Source organism: Herbaspirillum seropedicae (genome assembly GCF_001040945.1).
Classification (GTDB): domain Bacteria; phylum Pseudomonadota; class Gammaproteobacteria; order Burkholderiales; family Burkholderiaceae_D; genus Herbaspirillum; species Herbaspirillum seropedicae.
On the sequence record NZ_CP011930.1, the window covers coordinates 4,427,057 to 4,449,812 of the forward strand.

A 22,756-nucleotide genomic window follows, 5' to 3' on the forward strand; every position below is an offset into this window, starting at 1 on the left:
TATTTGCTTGTCGGGCGGACATCACTGTGCCGGCATGCTGTGGTCGGGGTCGCGCATGAGGCGGATGTCGCCATACCAGGCTTCCATCTTCTGGCTGGTGTTGTCGGTATCGGTGAGCACGCCCACGCCGACGAGGCGGCCGGGCTTTTCGCCAAAGATGCGTTCGTAGTCCTCGGCGACGTTGCGCTGGTAGCGGCGCCACTGTCCCACATGGGCCGGGCCGCTTTCGGCCACCATCATCTGGATGCGGCCGGTGCGGCCATTGGCGATCACGGTGCCGACTTCGGCCTTGCTGTCCCAGACATACATCAGCGTGGCATAGGGCAATTCATGGCCCGTCAGCAGCTTGGCCGTGTCGAAGAGGATGGTGTCCATCAGCGAGAGCTTGTCATGGTCGCCATCGAAGGCCAGCACGATGCGTACCGGTGAATCATCGGTCTCGCGATAGCGCAGGTCGGCCGTGGGGATCAGGCCGGCCGTCTTCCAGCTCCAGCTCAGCCAGGGTTTCTTGTTGATGTCGATATCGACCGGATGACGCAGTCCCGAGGAGGCGCGATCGGCCCAGGCGTGCAGGACGCTGCGGCCATTCTCATCAATCAGCCGGTATTCGGTGGGGATCTTCTTGCGCGTGAAGGTCAGCGGCTCCCAGCCTGCCGGCAGGCCCCCGGCGGGATTGCTGGAGAACAGCGCCAAGGCCTGGTCCAGCCTAGCCTGCTTGGCCTGCCTGGCGCTGGCATCCAGCGGCGCCGGCTGCTGTGCCGAGCATCCAGCCAGCAAGGCTGCGCCGGCCACACAGGCCGCCCCCAGGATGTGACGCATGCAGGAAGAAGCAAGAACAGGAAAGGCAGCGTGACGCACAGGGCCACGCAGGAAATGCAGAATCATGAAGAGCAACCGGAGAGAGCGCGGCCACCCCGACCGCAGACGAAGGCTAACAGGAAATCGCCTTACTACGACATCGGGGAAAACCCCAGACTGCAAAAAAACGTCAGGAAGCAACAGCTCAGCGCATGGCCATGCAAGGCAAGGCAAGGCCCGCTCAGTTTTGCTGGCGCAGGATCTGGATGAACATCTTGGCCAGCGAAGACAGGGTGGTGTTCTTGCGGGTGACGATGCCGTAGTGCTCGATGCGGGTCTTCAGGTTCACCGGCAGGATGCCCAGCATCTGCTTGGCGGCGAAGAAGTGGGCGATGTCCAGCGGCATGACGGCCACCATGTTCGATTGCGCCAGCAGGGTGATGGTGACGAAGGGCGAGGCGGTCTCGATCACGTTGCCGGGCACCTTCACCCCCTCCAGCTTGAACTCGTGCTCGATCCAGATGCGCATGGGCATGTTGCTCGAATAGAGGATCCAGGAGGCCTCGGCCAGTTCCTGCAGGCGCACCTTCTGGGCTGTGGCCAGGGGATGGTCGATGCCGCTGACGATGCACATGGGCTCGCCGCGCAGCATTTCGTAATGATAGAGGTTGGGCTGGGAGCTGACCGAGGAGCGCCCTATCATCAGGTCGATGCGGCCCTGGTCCAGCAGCAGCAGCTGGCGCGCGCTGGTGTCTTCGCTGATCTCGATGGAGACTTCCGGCTGGATCTCGCGCAGGCGCGAGAGCGCGCGGGTGACGAAGGGCGCTGCTCCCATGATGGTACCAATGGCCAGACGGCCGCCGCGACCGCTGATCATGTTCTGCAATTCATCGCGCAGGTTGGCCACGTCGCTCTGGATCAGGCGCGCGTAGCGGATCACGCAGCGTCCCAGCTCAGTGGCCTCGATCCCACGCGGGGAGCGGTCGAACAGCGTCACCCCCAGCGCATCCTCCATTTCATGCAAGGCCTTGGTGGCCGCCGGCTGGGTCATGTGCATGACCTCGGCGGCCTTGTGCAGCGAGCCCTGCTCGTCGAGCGCCGTCAGCAAGGCGACCTGGCGAAACCGCAGGCGGCTGACGATGGACCCCACCGAGGGCAGCTCGCTGGCGCCCTCGCCGAGTCGGTTATCACCCGATGAATTAAGCTCATTAGACATCGCTGCACTCGCCTCTTATAGTCAGTCCGGAAAAACCACAATGCTAGCGCATCTATCGACCTGCCAAGGCGATGCGTGAAAAAAGCTCAGGAGACGTTGGCAGGAGCGATGGCAAGCGCGCACCGGCATTCCTGCCGCCTGCGAATGCCCATCGCCTGCTAGCCGCCTGCCTGGCTGACCAGAACCGACATGGCGGACAGACAAGGAGACCCGGTGAGGCTGATTCAATACCGCGACCGCGCAGGAACCAGGGCCACTCCAAGCTGCGCCACTGTTCCTTCGGCCCCGAGCTGCTGGTGGGGTTGCCGCCGGCGCACCTGGTGGGCATGACCCGCATCCGCCGCAATGGCCGCGTGATCTGGGAACAGGAATTCCTGACCGGTCCCGACAACATGTGCCACAGCATAGAGAACCTCGAATATCACTACTTCAAGTATTCGCATCTGCTGCATGCCGGCGATGTGCATGTGCATTACATGGGCGCGGCCAACCTGTCCTTCGCCTACAGCGTGCGCACCGAGGATGGCGACAGCATCGAGATCAGCATTCCCGACTTCGGCGCGCCGCTGGTCAATGGCATCGCGCACGTGAAGTCGGCATTCCGGCCGGGTGGCGTCAAGCCGCTGTAACCCGACCCAGGCGCGCCGCAAGGCGCAAAGCACCCAGGCAATCATGCCAAGGCCCTGACCCCGAGGTCACACAACAAGAGGCCGACCCAGGAAAACTGCAAAGGAGACCACCCTCATGCTGATGCATCACCCTTCCCCCGGCTCTGGATCATCGGAGCGCCGATGAATTACACCTTCGATTTCATGAGCGTCTTCGCCAACTGGGATCGCCTGCTCATGGGCGCCTGGCTGACGATACAGCTCTCGGCGCTGTCCATCGTGCTGGGCTTCGCCGTCGGCACGCTCTGTGCGATTGCCGGCAAGAGCCGGCTGGCGCTGGTGCGCGGCCTGGTGCTGGCCTATGTCGAGATCATCCGCAATACGCCGCTGCTGGTGCAGGTGTTCCTGGTGTTCTTCGGCCTGGCCAGCATCGGCTGGAAACTCTCGGCAGAGACCGCCGCAGTCATTGCGCTGACCGTCAACGTCGGCGCCTATACCACCGAGATCATGCGCGCTGGCATCAACTCCATCCATCCCGGCCAGATCGAGGCGGCCGAATGCCTGGGCATGTCGCGCTTCCATGTCTACTGGCATGTGGTGTTGCTGCCGGCGGTGGAGCGCGTCTATCCCTCGCTGACCAGCCAGTTCATCCTGCTCATGCTGGCCTCCAGCATCACCTCGCAGATCTCGGCCGAAGAACTGACCGCCACCGCCAACCTGGTGCAGTCGGAAACCTTCCGCAGCTTCGAGGTGTATGCGGTCATCGCGGTGGCCTACCTGGTGCTGTCCTTCCTGTTCCGTGGCGCGTTCTGGGCAATCAGCCAGATCGCCTTCGTGCGCAAGCGCAAGCTTGGCACCAACCTGTAAGGAGCGGCGATGAACGCATTCAGTTTCCTGCATGTGGAGTACCTGCTGCAAGCGGCGGTCTGGACCGTGGTGCTGTCGCTGGTGGCCTTCGTCTTCGGCGGTGTGGCCGGCTTCGTGATCGCCTTGTGGCGGGTCTCGCCCAATGCCGTGCTGCGCGGCATTGCCAGCGGCTATATCCAGGTGGTGCAGGGTATTCCGCTGCTGGTGATCCTGTTCGTAGCCTACTTCGGACTGGCTATCGCCGGCTTCAAGCTTACCCCGCTGGTGGCGGCCGGCATTTCCTTTGCGATCTACTGCGCCGCCTTCCTCGGCGAGATCTGGCGCGGCTGCATCCAGGCGGTGCCCAAGACCCAGTGGGAAGCCTCGGAATGCCTGGGCTTCAACCGCTTCGAGCAGCTCACCAAGGTGATCCTGCCGCAGGCGGTCAAGATCGCCACGCCGCCTACCGTGGGTTTCATGGTGCAGATCGTCAAGAACACCTCGCTGGCCTCGGTGATCGGCTTCGTCGATCTCTCGCGCGCCGGCCAGATCATCAACAACTCGACCTTCCAGCCGTTCACCGTGTTCGGCTGTGTCGCCCTCATCTATTTTTGCCTGTGCTTCCCGCTGTCGGCGCTGTCCAAGCACTTTGAAAGGAAATTGAATGTCAGCCATCGTTAAGATCAAGGATCTGCACAAGAGCTTCGGCAGCAACAAGGTGTTGAACGGCGTGTCGCTGGATGTACAGAAGGGCCAGATGGTGGCCATCATCGGCAAGAGCGGTTCGGGCAAGAGCACGCTGCTGCGCTGCCTGAATGGCCTGGAAAAGGTGGACGCCGGCGACATCCAGGTCTGCGGCCATGACATCCACCATCCGGACAAGCTGAACCTGCGCGAGCTGCGCAAGCAGGTCGGCATCGTCTTCCAAAGCTACAACCTGTTCCCGCACCTGACCGTGGAGCGCAACATCACCCTGGCGCTGACCACCATCAAGAAGATGTCGACCGAGCAAGCCAAGACCATCGCCCACAAGGTCTTGCAGCTGGTAGGCCTGGAGAACAAGAAGGATGCCTATCCCGAGCAGCTGTCGGGGGGCCAGGCGCAGCGCGTGGCCATTGCCCGTTCGCTGGCGATGGCGCCGGAACTGATGCTCTTCGATGAAGTGACCTCGGCGCTGGACCCGGAACTGACCGCCGAAGTGCTCAAGGTGATGGAAGACCTGGCGCGTGGCGGCATGACCATGGTGCTGGTCACGCACGAGATGGCCTTTGCCCGCAAGCTGGCCGACGTGCTGGTGTTCATGCACCAGGGCCAGGTGTGGGAGATCGGGCCGCCGGATGAACTGTTCAGTCATCCGAAGACGGCCGAATTGCAGAAGTTCGTATCCAGCGATCTGTGAATCCGGTTCGCATGCCCCTTGTTTTCAGCAGCAGCACACAACCACTCAGGAGACTTCAATGAAAAAACTGCTCAGCTTCACCAGAAAAGCCGCCGCTGTCGTGCTAGGCCTGGCTTGTTTCGCCCAGGCCGCGCATGCCGATGCACTGGCCGACATCAAGGCGCGCAAGAAGGTACTGGTCGCCATCGACCTGGGCGCGCCGCCCTTCGGCATGACCAACGCCAAGCTGGAACCGCAGGGCTCGGACGTGGAAACCGCGCGCCTGCTGGCCAAGGACCTGGGCGTGGAACTGGAGATCGTGCAGGTCACCGGCCCCAACCGCATCCCCTTCCTCATGACCGGCAAGGCCGACATGGTGATCTCCTCCTTCTCGATCACGCCGGAACGCCAGAAGGTGGTGGCCTTCACCCAGCCGTATGGCGCATCGCAATTCGTGGTGGCCGCCCCCAAGGGTGAAAACATCAAGAGCCTCAACGACCTGGTCGGCAAGCGCGTCGCGGTGGTCCGCGGCAACATGCAGGATTCTCTGCTGACCCCGATCGCGCCCAAGGGAACCAACATCGTGCGCTTCGATGACGACGCCACCGTGACCGCAGCCATCATCTCGGGCCAGGTCGATGCATTGTGTACACCCAATTCGCTGGCCTCGGCCATTGCCAAGCAGAACCCGTCCAAGAACCTGGAAACCAAGTTCGCCATCAAGGACATTCCCTATGCCATCGGCCTGCGCAAGGGCGAGCCGGCACTGGAGAAGTGGCTCAACGAATGGATCAGCGCCAACCTGAAGAACGGCAAGCTGCCCGGCATCTACCAGCAATGGGTGGGCAGCCCCATGCCTGACCTGGCGCAGTTCGCCGCCAAGTAATTTCCGGCATGCCGCGCCCCACCGGGTGCGGCATGCGCCCGCCGCGTCTGCGGCCAGCCCGTAGCACCCACGTTCTCACCGAGATCAACATGAAAGCACACTCTCCCGTCATCCGCCTGAACCCGGTCGATGATGTCGTCATCGCCCGCCAGCAGCTCATTTCCGGCACCGTGCTGCAGGACGAAGGCGGCCTCAAGGTCCAGGGCCTCATCCCCGCCGGCCACAAGATGGCCACCCGCGCCATCACCGCTGGCGAACCGGTCAAGCGCTATGGCCAGATCATCGGCACGGCCAGCCAGGACATCGCGCCGGGGCAGCACGTCCACACGCACAACCTGGCCATGGCCGAGTTCTCGCGTGAACACCATTTCGGCGCGGACGTGAAGCCGGTCGATTTCGTCGCCACCCCGGCCACCTTCATGGGCATCGTGCGTCCGGATGGCCGCGTGGCCACGCGCAACTACATCGGTGTGCTGACCTCGGTGAACTGCTCGGCCACGGCCGCGCGCGCCATCGCCGACTACTTCCGCCGCGACATCCATCCAGAAGTGCTGGCCGACTATCCCAACATCGATGGCGTGGTGGCGCTGACCCACGGCCAGGGCTGCGCACTGGATTCGCAGGGCGAGCCGCTGCAGATCCTGCGCCGCACCCTGGCCGGCTACGCCACCCATCCCAACTTCGCTGCCGTGCTGGTGGTGGGCCTGGGCTGCGAGACCAACCAGATCTCGGGCCTGATGGAAAGCCACAACCTGAAGGAAGGCGAATACTTCCATACCTTCACCATCCAGGGCACCGGCGGCACCGCCAAGACCGTGGCGCTGGGGATCGAGAAGATCAAGAAGATGCTGCCCAAGGCCAATGACATCAAGCGCGAACCGGTATCGGCCAAGCACCTGACCCTGGGCCTGCAGTGCGGCGGTTCCGATGGCTATTCGGGCATCACCGCCAACCCGGCGCTGGGCGCGGCGGTGGACTTGCTGGTACGCCATGGCGGCACGGCCATCCTTTCCGAGACGCCCGAAATCTATGGCGCCGAACACTTGCTCACCCGCCGTGCGGTCTCGCCGGAAGTGGGTGAGAAGCTGCTGGCGCGCATCGCCTGGTGGGAAGAGTATTGCGCCAAGAACGACGCCGAGATGAACAACAACCCCTCCGCCGGCAACAAAGCCGGGGGGCTCACCACCATCCTGGAAAAGTCGCTGGGTGCGGTCGCCAAGGGCGGCACGACCAATCTGGTGGATGTCTACAAGTATGCCGAGGCGGTCACTGCGCGCGGCTTCGTCTTCATGGATACCCCGGGCTACGATCCGATCTCCGCCACCGGCCAGGTCGCGGGCGGCGCCAACATGATCTGTTTCACCACCGGCCGCGGTTCGGCCTATGGCTGCGCACCGGCGCCTTCGCTCAAGCTGGCGACCAATACGGCATTGTGGCAACGCCAGGAAGAAGACATGGACATCAACTGCGGCGAAATTGCCGACGGAAACGTCACGCCCCAGGAGATTGGCGAACGCTTCTTCCAGATGATCCTCGATACCGCCTCGGGCAAGAAGACCAAGAGCGAGCTGCATGGCTATGGCCAGGACGAGTTCGTGCCGTGGCATATCGGTGTCTATACCTGAGTTGACCTGATCCAGATCATCGGGGCCCGGTTGCGGCTGGGCTACCTTTTATCGATCTTGTCGGTCTTGTCCGTCTTACCCGTCTTACCCGTCTCCCCCTGCAGAACAGAACCATCATGGCGACACCCGCTTCCCGTGTAGTCCGGGTCCGCCTCCCACATAAGGAATCAAGAACATGGCACACACCTTTTCGCTCCAGGCGCATCTGCCTGAAGACCACGCCCAGGCCACGCTGATCGGCCGCATCTGGCAACCGGGCGTGGGTCCGGTGCTGGTCAGGATCGATGCCGATGGCGCCTATGACCTGACCCTCATCGCCGCCACCTCCAGCGAATTGCTGGAGCTGGACAATCCTGCGGCCGCCGTGCGCTCGGCCACCAACATGACGCGCATCGCCACGCTGCAAGAGCTGCTGGATAACGCCGATGCGGCCGGCCGCGATACCTCGCGGCCCTGGCTGCTGGCGCCCATCGACCTGCAAGCGGTCAAGGCCAGCGGCGTGACCTTCGTGGCCAGCATGCTGGAACGGGTGATCGAGGAACAGGCCCGTGGCGATGCCGGCAAGGCCGAATCGGTGCGCAAGGCCATCACCGCCGTCATCGGCGACAACCTCTCCAGCGTAGTGCCAGGCTCGCCCGAGGCCGCGCGCTTGAAAGAAGTGCTGCTGGATCAGGGCGTGTGGTCGCAATACCTGGAAGTGGGCATCGGCCCGGATGCGGAAATCTTTACCAAGGCGCAACCGATGTCCTCGGTGGGTCTGGGCGACGAGGTCGGCATCCATCCGAAATCAGCCTGGAACAACCCGGAACCGGAAATCGTGCTGGCCATCAACAGCCGCGGCAAGGTGGTGGGCGCGACGCTGGGCAACGATGTCAACCTGCGCGACTTCGAAGGCCGCAGCGCCCTGCTGCTGGGCAAGGCCAAGGACAACAACGCATCCTGCGCCGTCGGGCCTTTCATTCGCCTGTTCGACGCAAACTTTTCAATTGACGATGTGCGCCGCGCCGAACTTACAATGCGGGTCGATGGTACGGAAGGCTTTACGCTCAAGGGCAGCAGCTCCATGTCCATGATCAGCCGGGATCCGCTGCAGCTGGTGGAACATGCGATCGGCCCCAACCACCAGTATCCGGATGGACTGGTGCTGTTTCTGGGCACCATGTTCGCCCCGACCCAGGACCGTTTCGGTCCCGGCCAGGGCTTCACCCATCAGGTGGCGGACATTGTCACGATCTCCACGCCCAAACTGGGCGCGCTGGTCAATACGGTCAACTTCAGCGATCAGACGGCGCCGTGGACTTTCGGCCTGACGGCGCTGTTCAAAAATCTGGCCGACCGCAAACTCATTTAACCGCAAAGGAACAAGCATGTCCGCATCCACTGGCCGCCTCGCCGGCAAGACTGTCCTCATCACCGCTGCGGCCCAAGGCATTGGCCGCGCCTCCACCGAGCTGTTTGCGCGCGAAGGTGCGCGCGTGATCGCTACCGACATCAGCAAGCCCCACCTGGACGAACTGGCGGGTATCGCCGGCGTGGAAACCCATCTGCTGGACGTCACCGATGACGCCGCCATCAAGGCGCTGGTGGCCAAGATCGGGACCATCGATGTACTGTTCAACTGCGCCGGCTACGTGGCGGCGGGCAACATCCTGGAATGCGATGACAAGGCCTGGGACTTTTCCTTCAACCTCAATGCCAAGGCCATGTTCCACACCATCCGCGCGGTGCTGCCGGGCATGCTGGCCAAGAAGGCGGGCTCCATCGTCAACATCGCTTCGGCGGCCTCGAGCGTGAAGGGCGTCGCCAATCGCTTTGCCTATGGCGCATCCAAGGCGGCAGTGGTCGGCCTGACCAAGTCGGTGGCGGCGGACTTCGTGGCGCAAGGCATCCGTTGCAACGCCATCTGCCCGGGCACGATCGAATCGCCCTCGCTGAACCAGCGCATCAGCACCCAGGCCAAGGAAACCGGCAAGAGCGAAGAGGAAGTGCGCGCCGCCTTCGTCGGCCGTCAGCCGATGGGGCGCATCGGAAAGGCCGAGGAAGTGGCGGCGCTGGCGCTTTACCTGGCCTCCGACGAGTCCAACTTCACCACGGGTTCCATCCACATGATCGACGGCGGCTGGTCCAACTAAGCTCATCGACGGGGACAACGGACGGCATGCTGCGGCATGCCGTTCCTGTTTGGGCCGGTGCGTCTGCGATCGGGCTGATCAGGTTTATCAATCAACGGCGCAGCGGCATAATAGGCGCTTTCCTTCCGATCAGGTTGCTGCCCATGTCCGTTCCCTCCCCTTCTGCCGCCGCTGTCACCGTCGCCTTCCCGGAACCGATGCTGCTGGGCGAATCGCCGCTGTGGCATGCACAAGAGGCGGCCCTGTACTGGATCGACATCCCCGGCAAGGCAGTGCATCGGCTCCATCCCGAGAGCGGCCAGCACAAGCGTTGGGACCTGCCGGAGGAACCCGGCAGCATCGTCCGCCACGCCCAAGGCGGGCTGGTGGTGGCGATCCGCACGGGCATGTTCCACCTCAATACCGATACCGGCGCGCTCACCTTGCTGCTGGCCGCCCCCTACGACAGCAGCCGCATCCGGTTCAACGATGGGCGCTGCGATGCCTCGGGCCGTTTCTGGTGCGGGACCATCTACGAACCACGTGACCGCGATGGCGGCACGCTGTATTGCTTCGAACGCAACGCCTTGCGCGACGCCCATCACGCGGTCGTGACCTCCAACGGCTTGGCGTTCAGCTCGGACCAGCGGCTGATGTATCACGCCAACACGCCGGCGCACCGCATCAACCTCTACGATTACGACCTGGCCACGGGCGCGACCAGCAATTGTCGTCTGCTGCGCCAGTTCGACAGCGACAAGAGCGCCCCGGACTATGGCGGCCGTCCCGATGGCGCCGCCGTGGACAGCCAGGGCGCATACTGGTGTGCGATGTTCGAGGGCGGCCGGGTCTTGCGATTGTCGCCGCAGGGCGAGATCCTCCAGGAAATCCGCCTGCCGGCGCGTTGTCCGACCATGGTGGCGTTTGGCGGCGATGACTTGCGCACGCTCTACATCACCACCGGTCGCAATGGCCGCAGCCCGGCCGAACTGGCGCAGTATCCCGAGTCGGGGTGCGTGCTGGCGGTGCGGGTGGACGTGCCGGGACAGCTGGAATACAGCTATCGACCATAATGGGCCGGACCTTGTTGTGGACCATGACTTCGATGACGCCAAAATCGGACACGCGAGTATGCATTCTGTACGATTGTGAGAAAATAGCGCCCTATCGCGGACATCAAGATCCGCACGGAATCCCTGCAAAGATATCCTTCAAAACTATTTACGCGTTGAAAGACAATCCATGACTAAACTGAAGAGCCTGGTCGCCAAGATCGCATTCGCTGGTGTGGCCGCCATTGCGGTCCAATCCCCGAGCTACGCCATCGACGGCATGTCGCTGGAGTACGGTACTGGCAACAGCACCCAGCTGGTGCGTCTGGGCGCCCAGTTCAACTGGGGTCCGAACTGGAATTTCTGGCAATCCAACGGCACCCATATCGGTGGCTACTGGGATCTGTCGCTGGCCAACTGGCGCATGAACCACTACAACAACACCAATGACAGCGGCAATCTGGTCGACCTGGGCCTGACTCCGGTGCTGCGCTTCCAGCGTGATGATGGCAAGGGTTTCTATGGTGAAGCCGGCATCGGCGTGCACCTCTTCTCCAAGCTCTACCGCAACAACGACAAGGTGCTGTCCACCGCCTTCCAGTTCGGCGACCACATCGGTGCTGGCTATGTGTTCAGCAATGGTCTGGACCTGGGCATCCGCCTGCAACACTTCTCCAACGGCGGCATCAAGCAGCCTAACGGCGGCGTGAACTTTGCTGTGGCGCGTGTGGCCTACAAGTTCTGATGACAGAACCTTGAAGCAGTGAAAATGAAGAAGCCGGCTTTGCCGGCTTTTTTATTGTCTGGATTTTCCGCGGCATGGCTGCCTGGGTGCTTGATGGTACGCTCGATGGTCCAGGTCCAGTCAATGAAAGCTTGATCCGAAAGACCGGATTTTCGCCTGTGCATAAATTAACTGCCGAGGCGGCTGCGTATCCGCGTTGTGCATAAGTCTAACTATTGGACTTCTGGACAGGCCTGGGGATCAGGCTTTCCAGCCGATCCCATGCGAAAACACTAATATCGATGTGAGTCACCGGCATGCTTGAAGAATCGTAGTGGCAATCTTGGCTGTGTATAACCCAAGGGATTGAAATGCCAGCGATGGCTGAGAGACGGATACGCAGATGGAGATGGAAACGTAACTTAAATGCCAGCGCAAAGAATACGGACGCGGAAAAGCAAAAACCCTCGCTACTTGCGTAACGAGGGTTCTTGGGAGTAACAAGCCTGACGATGACCTACTTTCACACTGGTTGCAGCACTATCATCGGCGCGAAGTCGTTTCACGGTCCTGTTCGGGATGGGAAGGGGTGGTACCAACTTGCTATAGTCATCAGGCATAACTTGTAAAGTCAGTTGCTCTCGCTGGAGCAGCAACCAACCCAAACTGGAAGAAGTATTTTAGATTCTGGGGTGTGATGCACTAGGGCAAACACAATATATGCTCAACTTGTCTATAACAGAGCTAATGTTATAGGAACAAGCCGCACGGGCAATTAGTATCAGTTAGCTTAACGCATTACTGCGCTTCCACACCTGACCTATCAACGTCCTGGTCTCGAACGACCCTTTAGGGGAATCTAGTTCCCGGGAAGTCTCATCTCAAGGCGAGTTTCCCGCTTAGATGCTTTCAGCGGTTATCTCTTCCGAACTTAGCTACTCGGCAATGCCACTGGCGTGACAACCGATACACCAGAGGTTCGTCCACTCCGGTCCTCTCGTACTAGGAGCAGCCCCCTTCAAACTTCCAACGCCCACGGCAGATAGGGACCAAACTGTCTCACGACGTTTTAAACCCAGCTCACGTACCACTTTAAATGGCGAACAGCCATACCCTTGGGACCGGCTACAGCCCCAGGATGTGATGAGCCGACATCGAGGTGCCAAACTCCCCCGTCGATATGAACTCTTGGGAGGAATCAGCCTGTTATCCCCAGAGTACCTTTTATCCGTTGAGCGATGGCCCTTCCATACAGAACCACCGGATCACTATGTCCTACTTTCGTACCTGCTCGACTTGTCAGTCTCGCAGTTAAGCACGCTTATGCCATTGCACTATTAGCACGATGTCCGACCGTACCTAGCGTACCTTCGAACTCCTCCGTTACACTTTGGGAGGAGACCGCCCCAGTCAAACTGCCTACCATGCACTGTCCCCGATCCGGATAACGGACCAAGGTTAGAACCTCAAACAAACCAGGGTGGTATTTCAAGGTCGGCTCCACAGAAACTAGCGTTCCTGCTTCAAAGCCTCCCACCTATCCTACACAGATTGGTTCAAAGTCCAATGCAAAGCTACAGTAAAGGTTCATGGGGTCTTTCCGTCTAGCCGCGGGTAGATTGCATCATCACAAACATTTCAACTTCGCTGAGTCTCGGGAGGAGACAGTGTGGCCATCGTTACGCCATTCGTGCAGGTCGGAACTTACCCGACAAGGAATTTCGCTACCTTAGGACCGTTATAGTTACGGCCGCCGTTTACTGGGACTTCAATCAAGAGCTTGCACCCCATCATTTAATCTTCCAGCACCGGGCAGGCGTCACACCCTATACGTCCACTTTCGTGTTTGCAGAGTGCTGTGTTTTTATTAAACAGTCGCAGCCACCATTTTATTGCAACCCTTTTGTCCTTCTGGCGCAGGCCAGTCAAACTACTTGGGCGTACCTTATCCCGAAGTTACGGTACCAATTTGCCGAGTTCCTTCTCCCGAGTTCTCTCAAGCGCCTTAGAATACTCATCTCGCCCACCTGTGTCGGTTTGCGGTACGGTCTCGTTAGACTGAAGCTTAGAGGCTTTTCTTGGAACCACTTCCGATTGCTTCGCGAACAAGTTCGCTCGTCTCACACCCTTGAATTACGCTGCCGGATTTGCCTAACAGCCTTCTTCGATGCAAAAACCGGGACTTCCAACACCCGGACAACCTTCCGCGATCCGTCCCCCCATCGCATCTAACGACGGTGCAGGAATATTAACCTGCTTCCCATCAGCTACGCATCTCTGCCTCGCCTTAGGGGCCGACTCACCCTGCTCCGATGAACGTTGAACAGGAAACCTTGGGCTTACGGCGTGCGGGCTTTTCACCCGCATTATCGCTACTCATGTCAGCATTCGCACTTCTGATACCTCCAGCATCCTTTACAAGACACCTTCACAGGCTTACAGAACGCTCTCCTACCATATCCTTACGGATATCCGCAGCTTCGGTGACTGGCTTAGCCCCGTTACATCTTCCGCGCAGGACGACTCGATCAGTGAGCTATTACGCTTTCTTTAAAGGATGGCTGCTTCTAAGCCAACCTCCTGACTGTTTTAGCCTTCCCACTTCGTTTTCCACTTAGCCAATCTTTGGGACCTTAGCTGGCGGTCTGGGTTGTTTCCCTCTTGACGTCGGACGTTAGCACCCGGCGTCTGTCTCCCAAGCTCGCACTCATCGGTATTCGGAGTTTGCAATGGTTTGGTAAGTCGCGATGACCCCCTAGCCATAACAGTGCTCTACCCCCGATGGTGATACTTGAGGCACTACCTAAATAGTTTTCGGAGAGAACCAGCTATTTCCAGATTTGTTTAGCCTTTCACCCCTATCCACAGCTCATCCCCTAATTTTTCAACATTAGTGGGTTCGGTCCTCCAGTGCGTGTTACCGCACCTTCAACCTGGCCATGGATAGATCATCTGGTTTCGGGTCTACACCCAGCGACTGAACGCCCTATTCGGACTCGATTTCTCTGCGCCTTCCCTATTCGGTTAAGCTTGCCACTGAATGTAAGTCGCTGACCCATTATACAAAAGGTACGCAGTCACCCCTTTCGAGGCTCCTACTGTTTGTATGCACACGGTTTCAGGATCTATTTCACTCCCCTTCCGGGGTTCTTTTCGCCTTTCCCTCACGGTACTGGTTCACTATCGGTCGATTACGAGTATTTAGCCTTGGAGGATGGTCCCCCCATGTTCAGACAGGATTTCACGTGTCCCGCCCTACTTGTCGCAAGCCTAGTTCCACACCATCGATTTCGCATACGGGGCTATCACCCACTATGGCCGGACTTTCCATTCCGTTTTGCTATCGTTGATGCTAAATCTTGCAGGCTGATCCCATTTCGCTCGCCACTACTTTGGGAATCTCGGTTGATTTCTTTTCCTGTAGCTACTTAGATGTTTCAGTTCGCCACGTTCGCTTCGTTACCCTATGTATTCAGATAACGATGACCTTACGGCCGGGTTTCCCCATTCGGAAATCTGCGGATCAAAGCTTGTTTGCCAGCTCCCCGCAGCTTATCGCAAGCTACTACGTCCTTCATCGCCTGTAATCGCCAAGGCATCCACCATGTGCACTTATTCGCTTGTTCCTATAACGTTAGCCTCTTTTGCAAGAGCGTTATAAAGAAGCGTTGAGTTTTAGCGTTTGCCGTATTCCAAAGTAAGTCTTCTAATTGCTAAGATCACTTCGTAATACTTTGATTGATACAATCACACCCATTTTTACTTTCGCAAGAACCGAAGTCCTGGCGATCGTTTAAATGAATCTTTACTTCTTCCAGATTGTTAAAGAACAAAAACAGCCATTGATCGTAAAAGATCAAACCTAAATCACTACGCCAACTTGAACGCTGACTTAGGTTTGACATTTCTTGGTGGAGGTTGACGGGATCGAACCGACGACCCCCTGCTTGCAAAGCAGGTGCTCTCCCAGCTGAGCTAAACCCCCGAAACCTTGGTGGGTCTGGTTGGGCTCGAACCAACGACCCCCGCGTTATCAACACGGTGCTCTAACCAGCTGAGCTACAGACCCGCTTGGATCAGTATCAGTAGCCAGTCAGTGACGTTTGCCACAGACCGCGCTTCACCAAATAACTGTTCTTTGAATTACAGCCGATAAGTGTGGACGCTTAACTTCGTGCGCACTCTAGAAAGGAGGTGATCCAGCCGCACCTTCCGATACGGCTACCTTGTTACGACTTCACCCCAGTCACGAATCCTACCGTGGTGAGCGCCCTCCTTGCGGTTAGGCTACCCACTTCTGGTAAAACCCGCTCCCATGGTGTGACGGGCGGTGTGTACAAGACCCGGGAACGTATTCACCGCGACATGCTGATCCGCGATTACTAGCGATTCCAACTTCATGGAGTCGAGTTGCAGACTCCAATCCGGACTACGATACACTTTCTGGGATTAGCTCCCCCTCGCGGGTTGGCGGCCCTCTGTATGTACCATTGTATGACGTGTGAAGCCCTACCCATAAGGGCCATGAGGACTTGACGTCATCCCCACCTTCCTCCGGTTTGTCACCGGCAGTCTCATTAGAGTGCCCTTTCGTAGCAACTAATGACAAGGGTTGCGCTCGTTGCGGGACTTAACCCAACATCTCACGACACGAGCTGACGACAGCCATGCAGCACCTGTGCGCCGGTTCTCTTTCGAGCACTCCCAAATCTCTTCAGGATTCCGACCATGTCAAGGGTAGGTAAGGTTTTTCGCGTTGCATCGAATTAATCCACATCATCCACCGCTTGTGCGGGTCCCCGTCAATTCCTTTGAGTTTTAATCTTGCGACCGTACTCCCCAGGCGGTCTACTTCACGCGTTAGCTGCGTTACCAAGTCAATTAAGACCCGACAACTAGTAGACATCGTTTAGGGCGTGGACTACCAGGGTATCTAATCCTGTTTGCTCCCCACGCTTTCGTGCATGAGCGTCAGTGTTATCCCAGGGGGCTGCCTTCGCCATCGGTATTCCTCCACATATCTACGCATTTCACTGCTACACGTGGAATTCTACCCCCCTCTGACACACTCTAGCCGTGCAGTCACAAATGCAATTCCCAGGTTGAGCCCGGGGATTTCACATCTGTCTTACACAACCGCCTGCGCACGCTTTACGCCCAGTAATTCCGATTAACGCTTGCACCCTACGTATTACCGCGGCTGCTGGCACGTAGTTAGCCGGTGCTTATTCTTCAGGTACCGTCATTAGTTCTGGATATTAGCCAAAACCGTTTCTTCCCTGACAAAAGAGCTTTACAACCCGAAGGCCTTCTTCACTCACGCGGCATTGCTGGATCAGGGTTGCCCCCATTGTCCAAAATTCCCCACTGCTGCCTCCCGTAGGAGTCTGGGCCGTGTCTCAGTCCCAGTGTGGCTGGTCGTCCTCTCAGACCAGCTACTGATCGTCGCCTTGGTAGGCTTTTACCCCACCAACTAGCTAATCAGATATCGGCCGCTCCAGGAGCATGAGGTCTTGCGATCCCCCACTTTCATCCGTAGATCGTATGCGGTATTAGCTAATCTTTCGACTAGTTATCCCCCACTCTAGGGCACGTTCCGATATATTACTCACCCGTTCGCCACTCGCCATCAGGAGCAAGCTCCTATGCTGCCGTTCGACTTGCATGTGTAAGGCATGCCGCCAGCGTTCAATCTGAGCCAGGATCAAACTCTTTAGTTTAATCTCTGTTTTGTGCCATTTCTGGCTACCCCGAAGGGCATCGCTCTCTCAAAATACTGACAGGTAATTTCTTGCGAACTTACCTATATTTCTTGTGAGCATTTAATATTTAAAGTTTCCAGAACCGAAGTTCTGTCGCACTTCATTAAACGCCCACGCTTATCGGCTGTTAATTTTTAAAGATCTTGTCTGCCGCAAACGCGCTTGGCGCTGTTTGCATCGCTGCGAATCGTTTTGTTCGTCAGCAGCAGAGAAACGAGATTATGTAGCAGCTTGTTTATCGCGTCAACTACTTTTTTGCGATTCGCTTTAAATTTTTTCGTCTTCGCTTAACTGCCGCTTTGACTACTTCCATTTAAAACGCCCTACAAACTGCTTCACTACTCTTTGCTTCGCCGACCTCCGTCGCTCTGTTTTTCAACTTCGCTTCGTGTGTCGCGTCAGCAGGGGGCGAACTATAGCAACCCACCATCGGCTGTGCAAGCCCTTTTTGAAAAATAATTGAAATAATTTAGAAGATAGCCCTGGCGACCTCCTCTTGATCAGCAGCAAACCCAAGCCACACAAGGCTTTGCGGGCAAAGGCGGGATATTCCCCTGCACAAAAAAATAATGGCCGCCCTGCCGGGCGGCCATTATTGAGCGCGGCGATCGATCAGGAATGCTTGAATACTGGCTGGCGTTTTTCCAGGAAGGCCTTCATCCCCTCCTTCTGGTCTTCGGTAGCAAAGCAGCTATAGAAGAGCGCCCGCTCATACTTCATCCCCTCCGAGAGCGTGGTTTCATAGGCGCGATTGACCGAGTCCTTCACCATCATGGCCACCTGGCGCGGCATCTCGGCAATGATGATCGCTGCAGCCATGGCTTCCTCCAGCAGCTTGTCCGCGGCCACGATGCGCGAGACCAGCCCGGCGCGCTCGGCCTCCTCGGCATCCATCATGCGCCCGGTCAGAGCCAGGTCCATGGCCTTGGCCTTGGACACTGCGCGCGGCAGGCGCTGGGTGCCGCCGGCGCCGGGCACGATGCCCAGCTTGATCTCTGGCTGGCCGAACTTGGCGTTGTCGGCGGCAATGATGAAGTCACACATCATCGCCAGCTCACAGCCGCCGCCCAGCGCGTAGCCGGCCACCGCCGCAATCACCGGCTTGCGGATGCGGCGCAGGGTTTCCCAGTTGCGGGTAATGAACTCGCCCTTGAAGACATCCATATAGTCATAGCCGGCCATGGCGCTGATATCGGCGCCTGCGGCGAAGGCCTTTTCGCTGCCCGTGATGATGATGCAGCCGATCTCCTCCTGCGCATCGAAGGCCAGCAGGGCCTCGCCCAGCTCGGTCATGAGGCCGTCGCTGAGGGCATTGAGGGCCTTGGGACGGTGCAGGCGGATCAGACCGACCTTCTCGTGGGTTTCGACCTGGATATTTTCGTAGCTCATAGGGTCTCCTTCTTATCGATGAATCGGGTGGCAGTGACGGCGTGGCAGCAATCCGTCATGGCGAACCGCAAGAATAAGGCAAAAATCGGGAGGAAGTCCGACCTGGCGCAATGACTGTCCATAATTTCATGCAGGCCCGGCGGTGCAAGACTATATTTGAGTCATCCCATCAGCGCCCCTGGGGCGCATCATTGATCTACATAGATAAGGAGGCCACCATGTTCAAGACCATACTCGTTCCCACCGACGGCTCCGAACGCTCGGACAAGGCCATTGCCACGGCGGTGGACTATGCCAAAAACAGCGGTGCGCGCCTGATCGGCATCACGGTGGCCGAACCCTACCCCTTCTCGCCGCTGGCCGAAAGCTCCATGGCCATCGACCCGGCGCTCTATGAAGAGAACGTCAAGACCCTGGCCCAGCAGCACATCAAGAAAATCACCGATGCCGCCACAGCGGCTGGCGTCCCCTGCCAGACCGAGATCGTCATGTCCTTCAATCCCGATGAGGAAATCATCAAGGCGGCGCAACTGCACGCCTGCGACGCGATCTTCATGGCGTCGCACGGTCGCAGCGGACTCTCGCGCATCTTCCTGGGCAGCAAGACGCAAAAGGTGCTGACCCATTCGACCATTCCGGTGCTGGTGTTGCGCTAAGCAAAGGCAGCGGTACCTACGACGCAAAAAAGCCTGATCCCGGATGAGATCAGGCTTTTTTATTTCCAAAAAGAAATGTCGATCAATTACCCGAAGGCGGCGTCATTCCCTTGGGCAGCAACACCCACATCATCCCACGCTGCTTCATCGAGCCAGCGCGATCCTCGGCCTCGTCACCAAAGCCCCAGAAGTAATCAGCCCGCACCACCCCACGGATGGCGCCGCCGGTATCCTGCGCCACCACCAGTCGCTGCAGAGGACGATCGCTATTGGGCAGGGTCGTGGCCAGGAATACCGGTGCGCCCAGCGGCACATGCTGCGGATCGATGGCGATGGAGCGCTGCGGCGTCAGCGGGATACCCTGAGCGCCCTTGGGCCCCTTGGAGGGATCAGGCAGCTTCTCTTCCTTGAAGAAGACATAGCTGGGGTTGGCGTTGAGCAACTCTTCCTTGCGTGCGGGATTGGCCTGGACCCAGGCCTTGATGTTCTGGGCCGAGGCCTGTGACAGTTCCATCTCACCCTTGTCTACCAGATAACGCCCGATGGATTTGTAAGGACGGCCATTCTGATCGGCATAGGCCAGGCGAATGGTTTCGCGCGATTCGGGCAGGTAGACACGGCCCGAACCCTGCACCTGCAGGAAGAAGGCCTCCACCGGATCATCCACCCAGACGATTTCCTTGCCGGCCAGCGCATTGCCCTGCATCAGTTCAGCCCGGGTGGGGTAAGGCACGACCTTGCGGCCTACCACCTTGCCACGCAGGCGCAGGTTCTTCAATTCGGGATAGACGCTGGCCATGTCGATGGTCAGCAAGTCGTCGGGGGCCTGGTACAGCGGTGTCTGGTAGGGGCCGCTGCGCCGGCGCGAACCGCGCAGCAAGGGCTCATAGTAGCCGGTGACCAAGCCGGTATCGGTGCCGTCCTGGTTGTAGAGCTGGTAAGGCGTGAAGTAGGTCTCGAAATACTGACGCAGCAGACCGAGGTCACTGCCATTGACCTGCTGGGCCGCCGCGCAGGCGGCGCGCCACTCCGGCTTGCGGATCATCACCGAACAGGACGATTGCACTGCCGGCCAGGCCTCGCGCAGGTCGTCATTGTTCCATCCTGGCAACTGCGAGAAGCTGGTGGCGCGCATGGCCGGACCGGGCTGGGCCGTCGGGCGGGGTGAGGGCTGGCTCACGCCGGGCGTGGTGACAGGGGTGGTCTGGCAGGCCGCCAGCAGGACCGCGACCGAGATGGCCATCGCGGGTACACTGAGACGCCGGAGCGAAGAAAGCTTGGTGAAACGATTCAATGACATCGGAGACAGATTCATGTTGTGGTTGATCCTGGAGGCTTGCGCCGCCTTCTTCGTGCTGGTCTTCATCGTCTGGTGGACCATGTTCTCGGGCCGCAAGGAAAAAAATGGCAGGCCCGTGGCCAAGCAACAGAAGCAAGCGCGCGAGACCACAGACAGCGGACCGCGCTGAAAAATCCGCTGGCCTGCGCCAAACCCGGCATGTCAGTGCAGGGTGCGCGGCAGCGAGAGGACGAATTCGGGAATGCGCACGTCGAACTGTTCGCCATCCTCGGCCACGCAGAAGTATTCGCCGTGCATGCTGCCCTGGGGCGTCTTGAGCGAGGTGCCGCTGGTGTATTCGAACTGTTCGCCCGGCTGCAGGAAGGGTTGATGTCCCACCACGCCCAGCCCGCGCACTTCCTCGACGTGGTTGTTGGCGTCGGTGATGACCCAGTGGCGCGAAATGAGCTGCGCCGGCACGGTGCCGGTATTGACGATGGTGATCGCATAGGCGAACACGTAATGCGAACGCGATGGATCGGATTGCTCCTCCAGGTACTGGGTCTTGACCGTCACCGTGAACTCATACGCTGCCATGGAATTTCCTGTCTTGTGAATGTGGCTGGCGGCCCATCGATGAAGCATCGAGGCAGCCACCCCCGATTGCACACGAATTCCGCACCCAGCGCAAGCCGCTACGCCAGCCAAGCTCGTCAGCGGCGCGTGACAAGGTAGAATAGCGCCTTTGCCGCCCGCGCCCCAGGCGCAGGCGTCGCCGTCGATTCAGCCATCCTTTCTCTACAGCCATGCCGACCTACCGTATCGCCCCCAGCATCCTGTCCGCCGATTTCGCCCGCCTGGGCGAGGAAGTGCGCAATGTCGTCGCCGCCGGCGCCGATTTCATCCACTTCGACGTGATGGACAACCATTATGTCCCCAACCTCACCATCGGCCCGCTGGTGTGCGAGGCGATCCGCCCGCATGTGCAAGTTCCCATCGACGTCCACCTGATGGTCAAGCCGGTGGACCGCATCATTCCCGATTTCGCCAAGGCCGGCGCCAACCTCATCACCTTCCACCCGGAAGCCTCCGAGCACATCGACCGCTCGCTGCAACTGATCCGCGACAATGGCTGCAAGGCCGGGCTGGTGTTCAACCCGGGCACGCCGCTGCACTACCTGGATCACGTGATGGACAAGCTGGACATGGTCCTGATCATGTCGGTCAACCCCGGTTTCGGCGGCCAGTCCTTCATCCCCGAAGCCCTGAAGAAGATCGCCGAAGTGCGCCGCCGCATCGATGAGTCCGGCCGCGACATCCTCCTGGAAGTCGATGGCGGCATCAAGATCGAGAACATCGCCGCGGCCGCACGCGCCGGCGCCGACACCTTCGTGGCCGGCTCGGCCATCTTCGGTAAACCAGACTACAAGGCCGTCATCGACGCCATGCGCGCCGAGCTGGCCCAGGTCTGATCGGCCTGCCCTCCTACGAACAGACCACAAGGTTTCCCTGGCATATGAGCAAGCTGACCAATATCAAGGCCGCCATCATCGACCTCGACGGCACCATGCTGGATACCGCCGCCGACTTTCATGTGGCGGTGAACCGCATGCGTGACGACCTGGGTCTCACGCCCCTGTCCCAGGAAACCATCGTCAACTTCGTCGGCAAGGGTACCGAGAACCTGATCCGCCGGGTACTGGCCGTGGACTACGCCGAAGACGAGGCCGCACAATACTTCCAGCAGGCGCTGGCAGCCTGTACCGAGCACTACCTGGCCATCAACGGCGACTATTCCTCGCTCTACCCGGGCGTGCTCGAGGGTCTGCAAGCCCTGCGCAACAAGGGCCTGCGCCTGGCCTGCGTGACCAACAAGCCACTGGCCTTTGCCGTACCGCTGCTGCAGAAGAAGGGCCTGCGCGATTTCTTCGAGATCGTCTATGGGGGCGATTCCTTCCCCAAGAAGAAGCCCGATCCCATGCCGCTGCTGCAGGTGTGTCAGGATTTCGCCCTCGCGCCGGCACAGGTGGTGGCCATCGGCGACTCCAGCAACGACGCCCAGGCGGCCCGCGCGGCGGGATGCCGGGTCCTCAATGTTCCGTATGGATACAACCACGGAGAATCTATACACGACGTCGATTCGGATGGTATAGTTTCGACGCTTGTAGAAGCAGCGCAGCAAATCTCGGTGGACTGACAGCCTGTCAGCCTGCCGGTCGATAGACCGAAGATCCAACCGCGACCCCACATCAATGTTTCGTAACAACAAACGAACCGCTCAACCGACAGCCGCCCCTGAGGCCTGGCTGTGGCGACGCTGGCAATTCCAGGCTCTGTAAATGACGCCTGGACCTGGCCGCACCTGCGTGCCGGGTCGTTTGTTGTAGTACCCGCATCCCCCCGTATTTTCCTTAACGACACCGCTG

Annotated in this window: 19 protein-coding genes, 2 tRNA genes and 3 rRNA genes; 14 read left to right on the plus strand and 10 right to left on the minus strand. The window is 59.2% G+C overall.

What is annotated here, in order from left to right; genetic code table 11:
- Positions 1-21 precede the first annotated feature (21 nt).
- Together ACP92_RS19270 and ACP92_RS19275 are read right to left on the minus strand one after the other, a co-directional pair.
- Entirely contained in the window at positions 22-819 is a 798-nt protein-coding gene (locus tag ACP92_RS19270; RefSeq protein ID WP_156181812.1) for a DUF3047 domain-containing protein, read from the minus strand.
- Between the two features lie 220 nt (positions 820-1,039).
- Positions 1,040-2,014, minus strand: a complete 975-nt coding sequence (locus ACP92_RS19275; protein ID WP_013235808.1) for a LysR family transcriptional regulator — start codon at positions 2,012-2,014, stop codon at positions 1,040-1,042.
- A 296-nt stretch (positions 2,015-2,310) separates the two neighbouring features.
- Here ACP92_RS19275 and ACP92_RS19280 point away from each other — a divergent pair, with 296 nt between their 5' ends.
- The 10 genes from ACP92_RS19280 to ACP92_RS19325 all read left to right on the plus strand — a co-directional run bounded on the left by ACP92_RS19280 (position 2,311) and on the right by ACP92_RS19325 (position 11,265).
- Positions 2,311-2,643: a hypothetical protein gene (locus tag ACP92_RS19280; protein WP_240727263.1), complete on the plus strand. Its 333-nt coding sequence runs from the start codon at positions 2,311-2,313 to the stop codon at positions 2,641-2,643.
- A gap of 162 nt (positions 2,644-2,805) precedes the next feature.
- Positions 2,806-3,489 carry an amino acid ABC transporter permease gene (locus ACP92_RS19285; RefSeq protein ID WP_013235810.1) on the plus strand — a complete coding sequence of 228 codons (684 nt, stop codon included), beginning with the start codon at positions 2,806-2,808 and terminating at the stop codon, positions 3,487-3,489.
- A gap of 9 nt (positions 3,490-3,498) precedes the next feature.
- The gene (locus ACP92_RS19290; RefSeq protein ID WP_013235811.1) at positions 3,499-4,149 is read left to right on the plus strand and encodes an amino acid ABC transporter permease; all 651 of its coding nucleotides are present in this window, start codon (positions 3,499-3,501) and stop codon (positions 4,147-4,149) included.
- Positions 4,133-4,867 (plus strand): amino acid ABC transporter ATP-binding protein, encoded by a 735-nt coding sequence (locus ACP92_RS19295; protein WP_013235812.1) that lies wholly within the window; start codon positions 4,133-4,135, stop codon positions 4,865-4,867. The genes ACP92_RS19290 and ACP92_RS19295 overlap by 17 nt, the downstream gene beginning before the upstream one ends.
- Positions 4,868-4,925: 58 nt before the next feature.
- Positions 4,926-5,732, plus strand: a complete 807-nt coding sequence (locus ACP92_RS19300; RefSeq protein ID WP_013235813.1) for a transporter substrate-binding domain-containing protein — start codon at positions 4,926-4,928, stop codon at positions 5,730-5,732.
- An 89-nt stretch (positions 5,733-5,821) separates the two neighbouring features.
- On the plus strand, positions 5,822-7,357 hold the full coding sequence (locus ACP92_RS19305; RefSeq protein WP_013235814.1) for a UxaA family hydrolase: 1,536 nt from the start codon (positions 5,822-5,824) through the stop codon (positions 7,355-7,357).
- Positions 7,358-7,532: 175 nt separating this feature from the next.
- Positions 7,533-8,708, plus strand: a complete 1,176-nt coding sequence (locus ACP92_RS19310) for a fumarylacetoacetate hydrolase family protein (RefSeq protein ID WP_013235815.1) — start codon at positions 7,533-7,535, stop codon at positions 8,706-8,708.
- A gap of 16 nt (positions 8,709-8,724) precedes the next feature.
- The gene (locus ACP92_RS19315; RefSeq protein WP_013235816.1) at positions 8,725-9,489 is read left to right on the plus strand and encodes an SDR family oxidoreductase; all 765 of its coding nucleotides are present in this window, start codon (positions 8,725-8,727) and stop codon (positions 9,487-9,489) included.
- Positions 9,490-9,632: 143 nt separating this feature from the next.
- Positions 9,633-10,541, plus strand: coding sequence for an SMP-30/gluconolactonase/LRE family protein (locus ACP92_RS19320; protein ID WP_013235817.1), 909 nt, complete (start codon positions 9,633-9,635; stop codon positions 10,539-10,541).
- 169 nt (positions 10,542-10,710) lie between these two features.
- On the plus strand, positions 10,711-11,265 hold the full coding sequence (locus tag ACP92_RS19325) for an acyloxyacyl hydrolase (RefSeq protein ID WP_013235818.1): 555 nt from the start codon (positions 10,711-10,713) through the stop codon (positions 11,263-11,265).
- Between the two features lie 483 nt (positions 11,266-11,748).
- Here the strand turns inward: ACP92_RS19325 and rrf are convergent.
- From rrf to ACP92_RS19355, 6 genes are all read right to left on the minus strand, one after another.
- A 5S ribosomal RNA gene (rrf, locus tag ACP92_RS19330) occupies positions 11,749-11,861 on the minus strand.
- A gap of 137 nt (positions 11,862-11,998) precedes the next feature.
- Positions 11,999-14,870, minus strand: a 23S ribosomal RNA gene (locus tag ACP92_RS19335).
- A 283-nt stretch (positions 14,871-15,153) separates the two neighbouring features.
- Positions 15,154-15,229 (minus strand) — tRNA-Ala (locus ACP92_RS19340).
- Between the two features lie 7 nt (positions 15,230-15,236).
- Positions 15,237-15,313: transfer RNA gene (locus ACP92_RS19345), tRNA-Ile, on the minus strand.
- A 118-nt stretch (positions 15,314-15,431) separates the two neighbouring features.
- Positions 15,432-16,964: ribosomal RNA gene (locus ACP92_RS19350) — 16S ribosomal RNA — on the minus strand.
- Together the 16S, 23S and 5S rRNA genes with 2 tRNA genes alongside form the textbook arrangement of a ribosomal RNA operon.
- Before the next feature lie 654 nt (positions 16,965-17,618).
- Entirely contained in the window at positions 17,619-18,395 is a 777-nt protein-coding gene (locus ACP92_RS19355; protein ID WP_013235819.1) for an enoyl-CoA hydratase, read from the minus strand.
- A gap of 218 nt (positions 18,396-18,613) precedes the next feature.
- Here ACP92_RS19355 and ACP92_RS19360 point away from each other — a divergent pair, with 218 nt between their 5' ends.
- The gene (locus ACP92_RS19360; RefSeq protein WP_013235820.1) at positions 18,614-19,051 is read left to right on the plus strand and encodes a universal stress protein; all 438 of its coding nucleotides are present in this window, start codon (positions 18,614-18,616) and stop codon (positions 19,049-19,051) included.
- An 82-nt stretch (positions 19,052-19,133) separates the two neighbouring features.
- Here the strand turns inward: ACP92_RS19360 and mltA are convergent, their stop codons facing one another.
- The gene (gene mltA / locus ACP92_RS19365; RefSeq protein WP_013235821.1) at positions 19,134-20,366 is read right to left on the minus strand and encodes a murein transglycosylase A; all 1,233 of its coding nucleotides are present in this window, start codon (positions 20,364-20,366) and stop codon (positions 19,134-19,136) included.
- Here mltA and ACP92_RS24910 point away from each other — a divergent pair.
- Positions 20,365-20,520: a hypothetical protein gene (locus ACP92_RS24910; protein ID WP_167578395.1), complete on the plus strand. Its 156-nt coding sequence runs from the start codon at positions 20,365-20,367 to the stop codon at positions 20,518-20,520. The genes mltA and ACP92_RS24910 overlap by 2 nt on opposite strands.
- 32 nt (positions 20,521-20,552) lie before the next feature.
- Here the strand turns inward: ACP92_RS24910 and apaG are convergent, their stop codons facing one another.
- Entirely contained in the window at positions 20,553-20,927 is a 375-nt protein-coding gene (apaG, locus tag ACP92_RS19370; RefSeq protein WP_013235822.1) for a Co2+/Mg2+ efflux protein ApaG, read from the minus strand.
- Positions 20,928-21,136: 209 nt separating this feature from the next.
- Here apaG and rpe point away from each other — a divergent pair, with 209 nt between their 5' ends.
- Together rpe and ACP92_RS19380 are read left to right on the plus strand one after the other, a co-directional pair.
- On the plus strand, positions 21,137-21,802 hold the full coding sequence (gene rpe / locus ACP92_RS19375) for a ribulose-phosphate 3-epimerase (protein ID WP_013235823.1): 666 nt from the start codon (positions 21,137-21,139) through the stop codon (positions 21,800-21,802).
- A 44-nt stretch (positions 21,803-21,846) separates the two neighbouring features.
- Complete coding sequence (locus ACP92_RS19380) at positions 21,847-22,527, plus strand: phosphoglycolate phosphatase (protein ID WP_013235824.1); 681 nt, start codon at positions 21,847-21,849, stop codon at positions 22,525-22,527.
- Positions 22,528-22,756: the final 229 nt, after the last annotated feature.

Coding starts and splice junctions, on each gene's coding strand:
- ACP92_RS19305 (WP_013235814.1), top strand. CDS start 5,822: ATGAAAGCACACTCTCCCGTCATCCGCCTGAACCCGGTCGATGATGTC.
- ACP92_RS19270 (WP_156181812.1), bottom strand. CDS start 819: ATGCGTCACATCCTGGGGGCGGCCTGTGTGGCCGGCGCAGCCTTGCTG.
- ACP92_RS19275 (WP_013235808.1), bottom strand. CDS start 2,014: ATGTCTAATGAGCTTAATTCATCGGGTGATAACCGACTCGGCGAGGGC.
- ACP92_RS24910 (WP_167578395.1), top strand. CDS start 20,365: ATGTTGTGGTTGATCCTGGAGGCTTGCGCCGCCTTCTTCGTGCTGGTC.
- ACP92_RS19320 (WP_013235817.1), top strand. CDS start 9,633: ATGTCCGTTCCCTCCCCTTCTGCCGCCGCTGTCACCGTCGCCTTCCCG.
- mltA (WP_013235821.1), bottom strand. CDS start 20,366: ATGAATCTGTCTCCGATGTCATTGAATCGTTTCACCAAGCTTTCTTCG.
- rpe (WP_013235823.1), top strand. CDS start 21,137: ATGCCGACCTACCGTATCGCCCCCAGCATCCTGTCCGCCGATTTCGCC.
- ACP92_RS19360 (WP_013235820.1), top strand. CDS start 18,614: ATGTTCAAGACCATACTCGTTCCCACCGACGGCTCCGAACGCTCGGAC.
- ACP92_RS19290 (WP_013235811.1), top strand. CDS start 3,499: ATGAACGCATTCAGTTTCCTGCATGTGGAGTACCTGCTGCAAGCGGCG.
- ACP92_RS19300 (WP_013235813.1), top strand. CDS start 4,926: ATGAAAAAACTGCTCAGCTTCACCAGAAAAGCCGCCGCTGTCGTGCTA.
- apaG (WP_013235822.1), bottom strand. CDS start 20,927: ATGGCAGCGTATGAGTTCACGGTGACGGTCAAGACCCAGTACCTGGAG.
- ACP92_RS19310 (WP_013235815.1), top strand. CDS start 7,533: ATGGCACACACCTTTTCGCTCCAGGCGCATCTGCCTGAAGACCACGCC.
- ACP92_RS19315 (WP_013235816.1), top strand. CDS start 8,725: ATGTCCGCATCCACTGGCCGCCTCGCCGGCAAGACTGTCCTCATCACC.
- ACP92_RS19325 (WP_013235818.1), top strand. CDS start 10,711: ATGACTAAACTGAAGAGCCTGGTCGCCAAGATCGCATTCGCTGGTGTG.
- ACP92_RS19285 (WP_013235810.1), top strand. CDS start 2,806: ATGAATTACACCTTCGATTTCATGAGCGTCTTCGCCAACTGGGATCGC.
- ACP92_RS19380 (WP_013235824.1), top strand. CDS start 21,847: ATGAGCAAGCTGACCAATATCAAGGCCGCCATCATCGACCTCGACGGC.
- ACP92_RS19355 (WP_013235819.1), bottom strand. CDS start 18,395: ATGAGCTACGAAAATATCCAGGTCGAAACCCACGAGAAGGTCGGTCTG.
- ACP92_RS19295 (WP_013235812.1), top strand. CDS start 4,133: ATGTCAGCCATCGTTAAGATCAAGGATCTGCACAAGAGCTTCGGCAGC.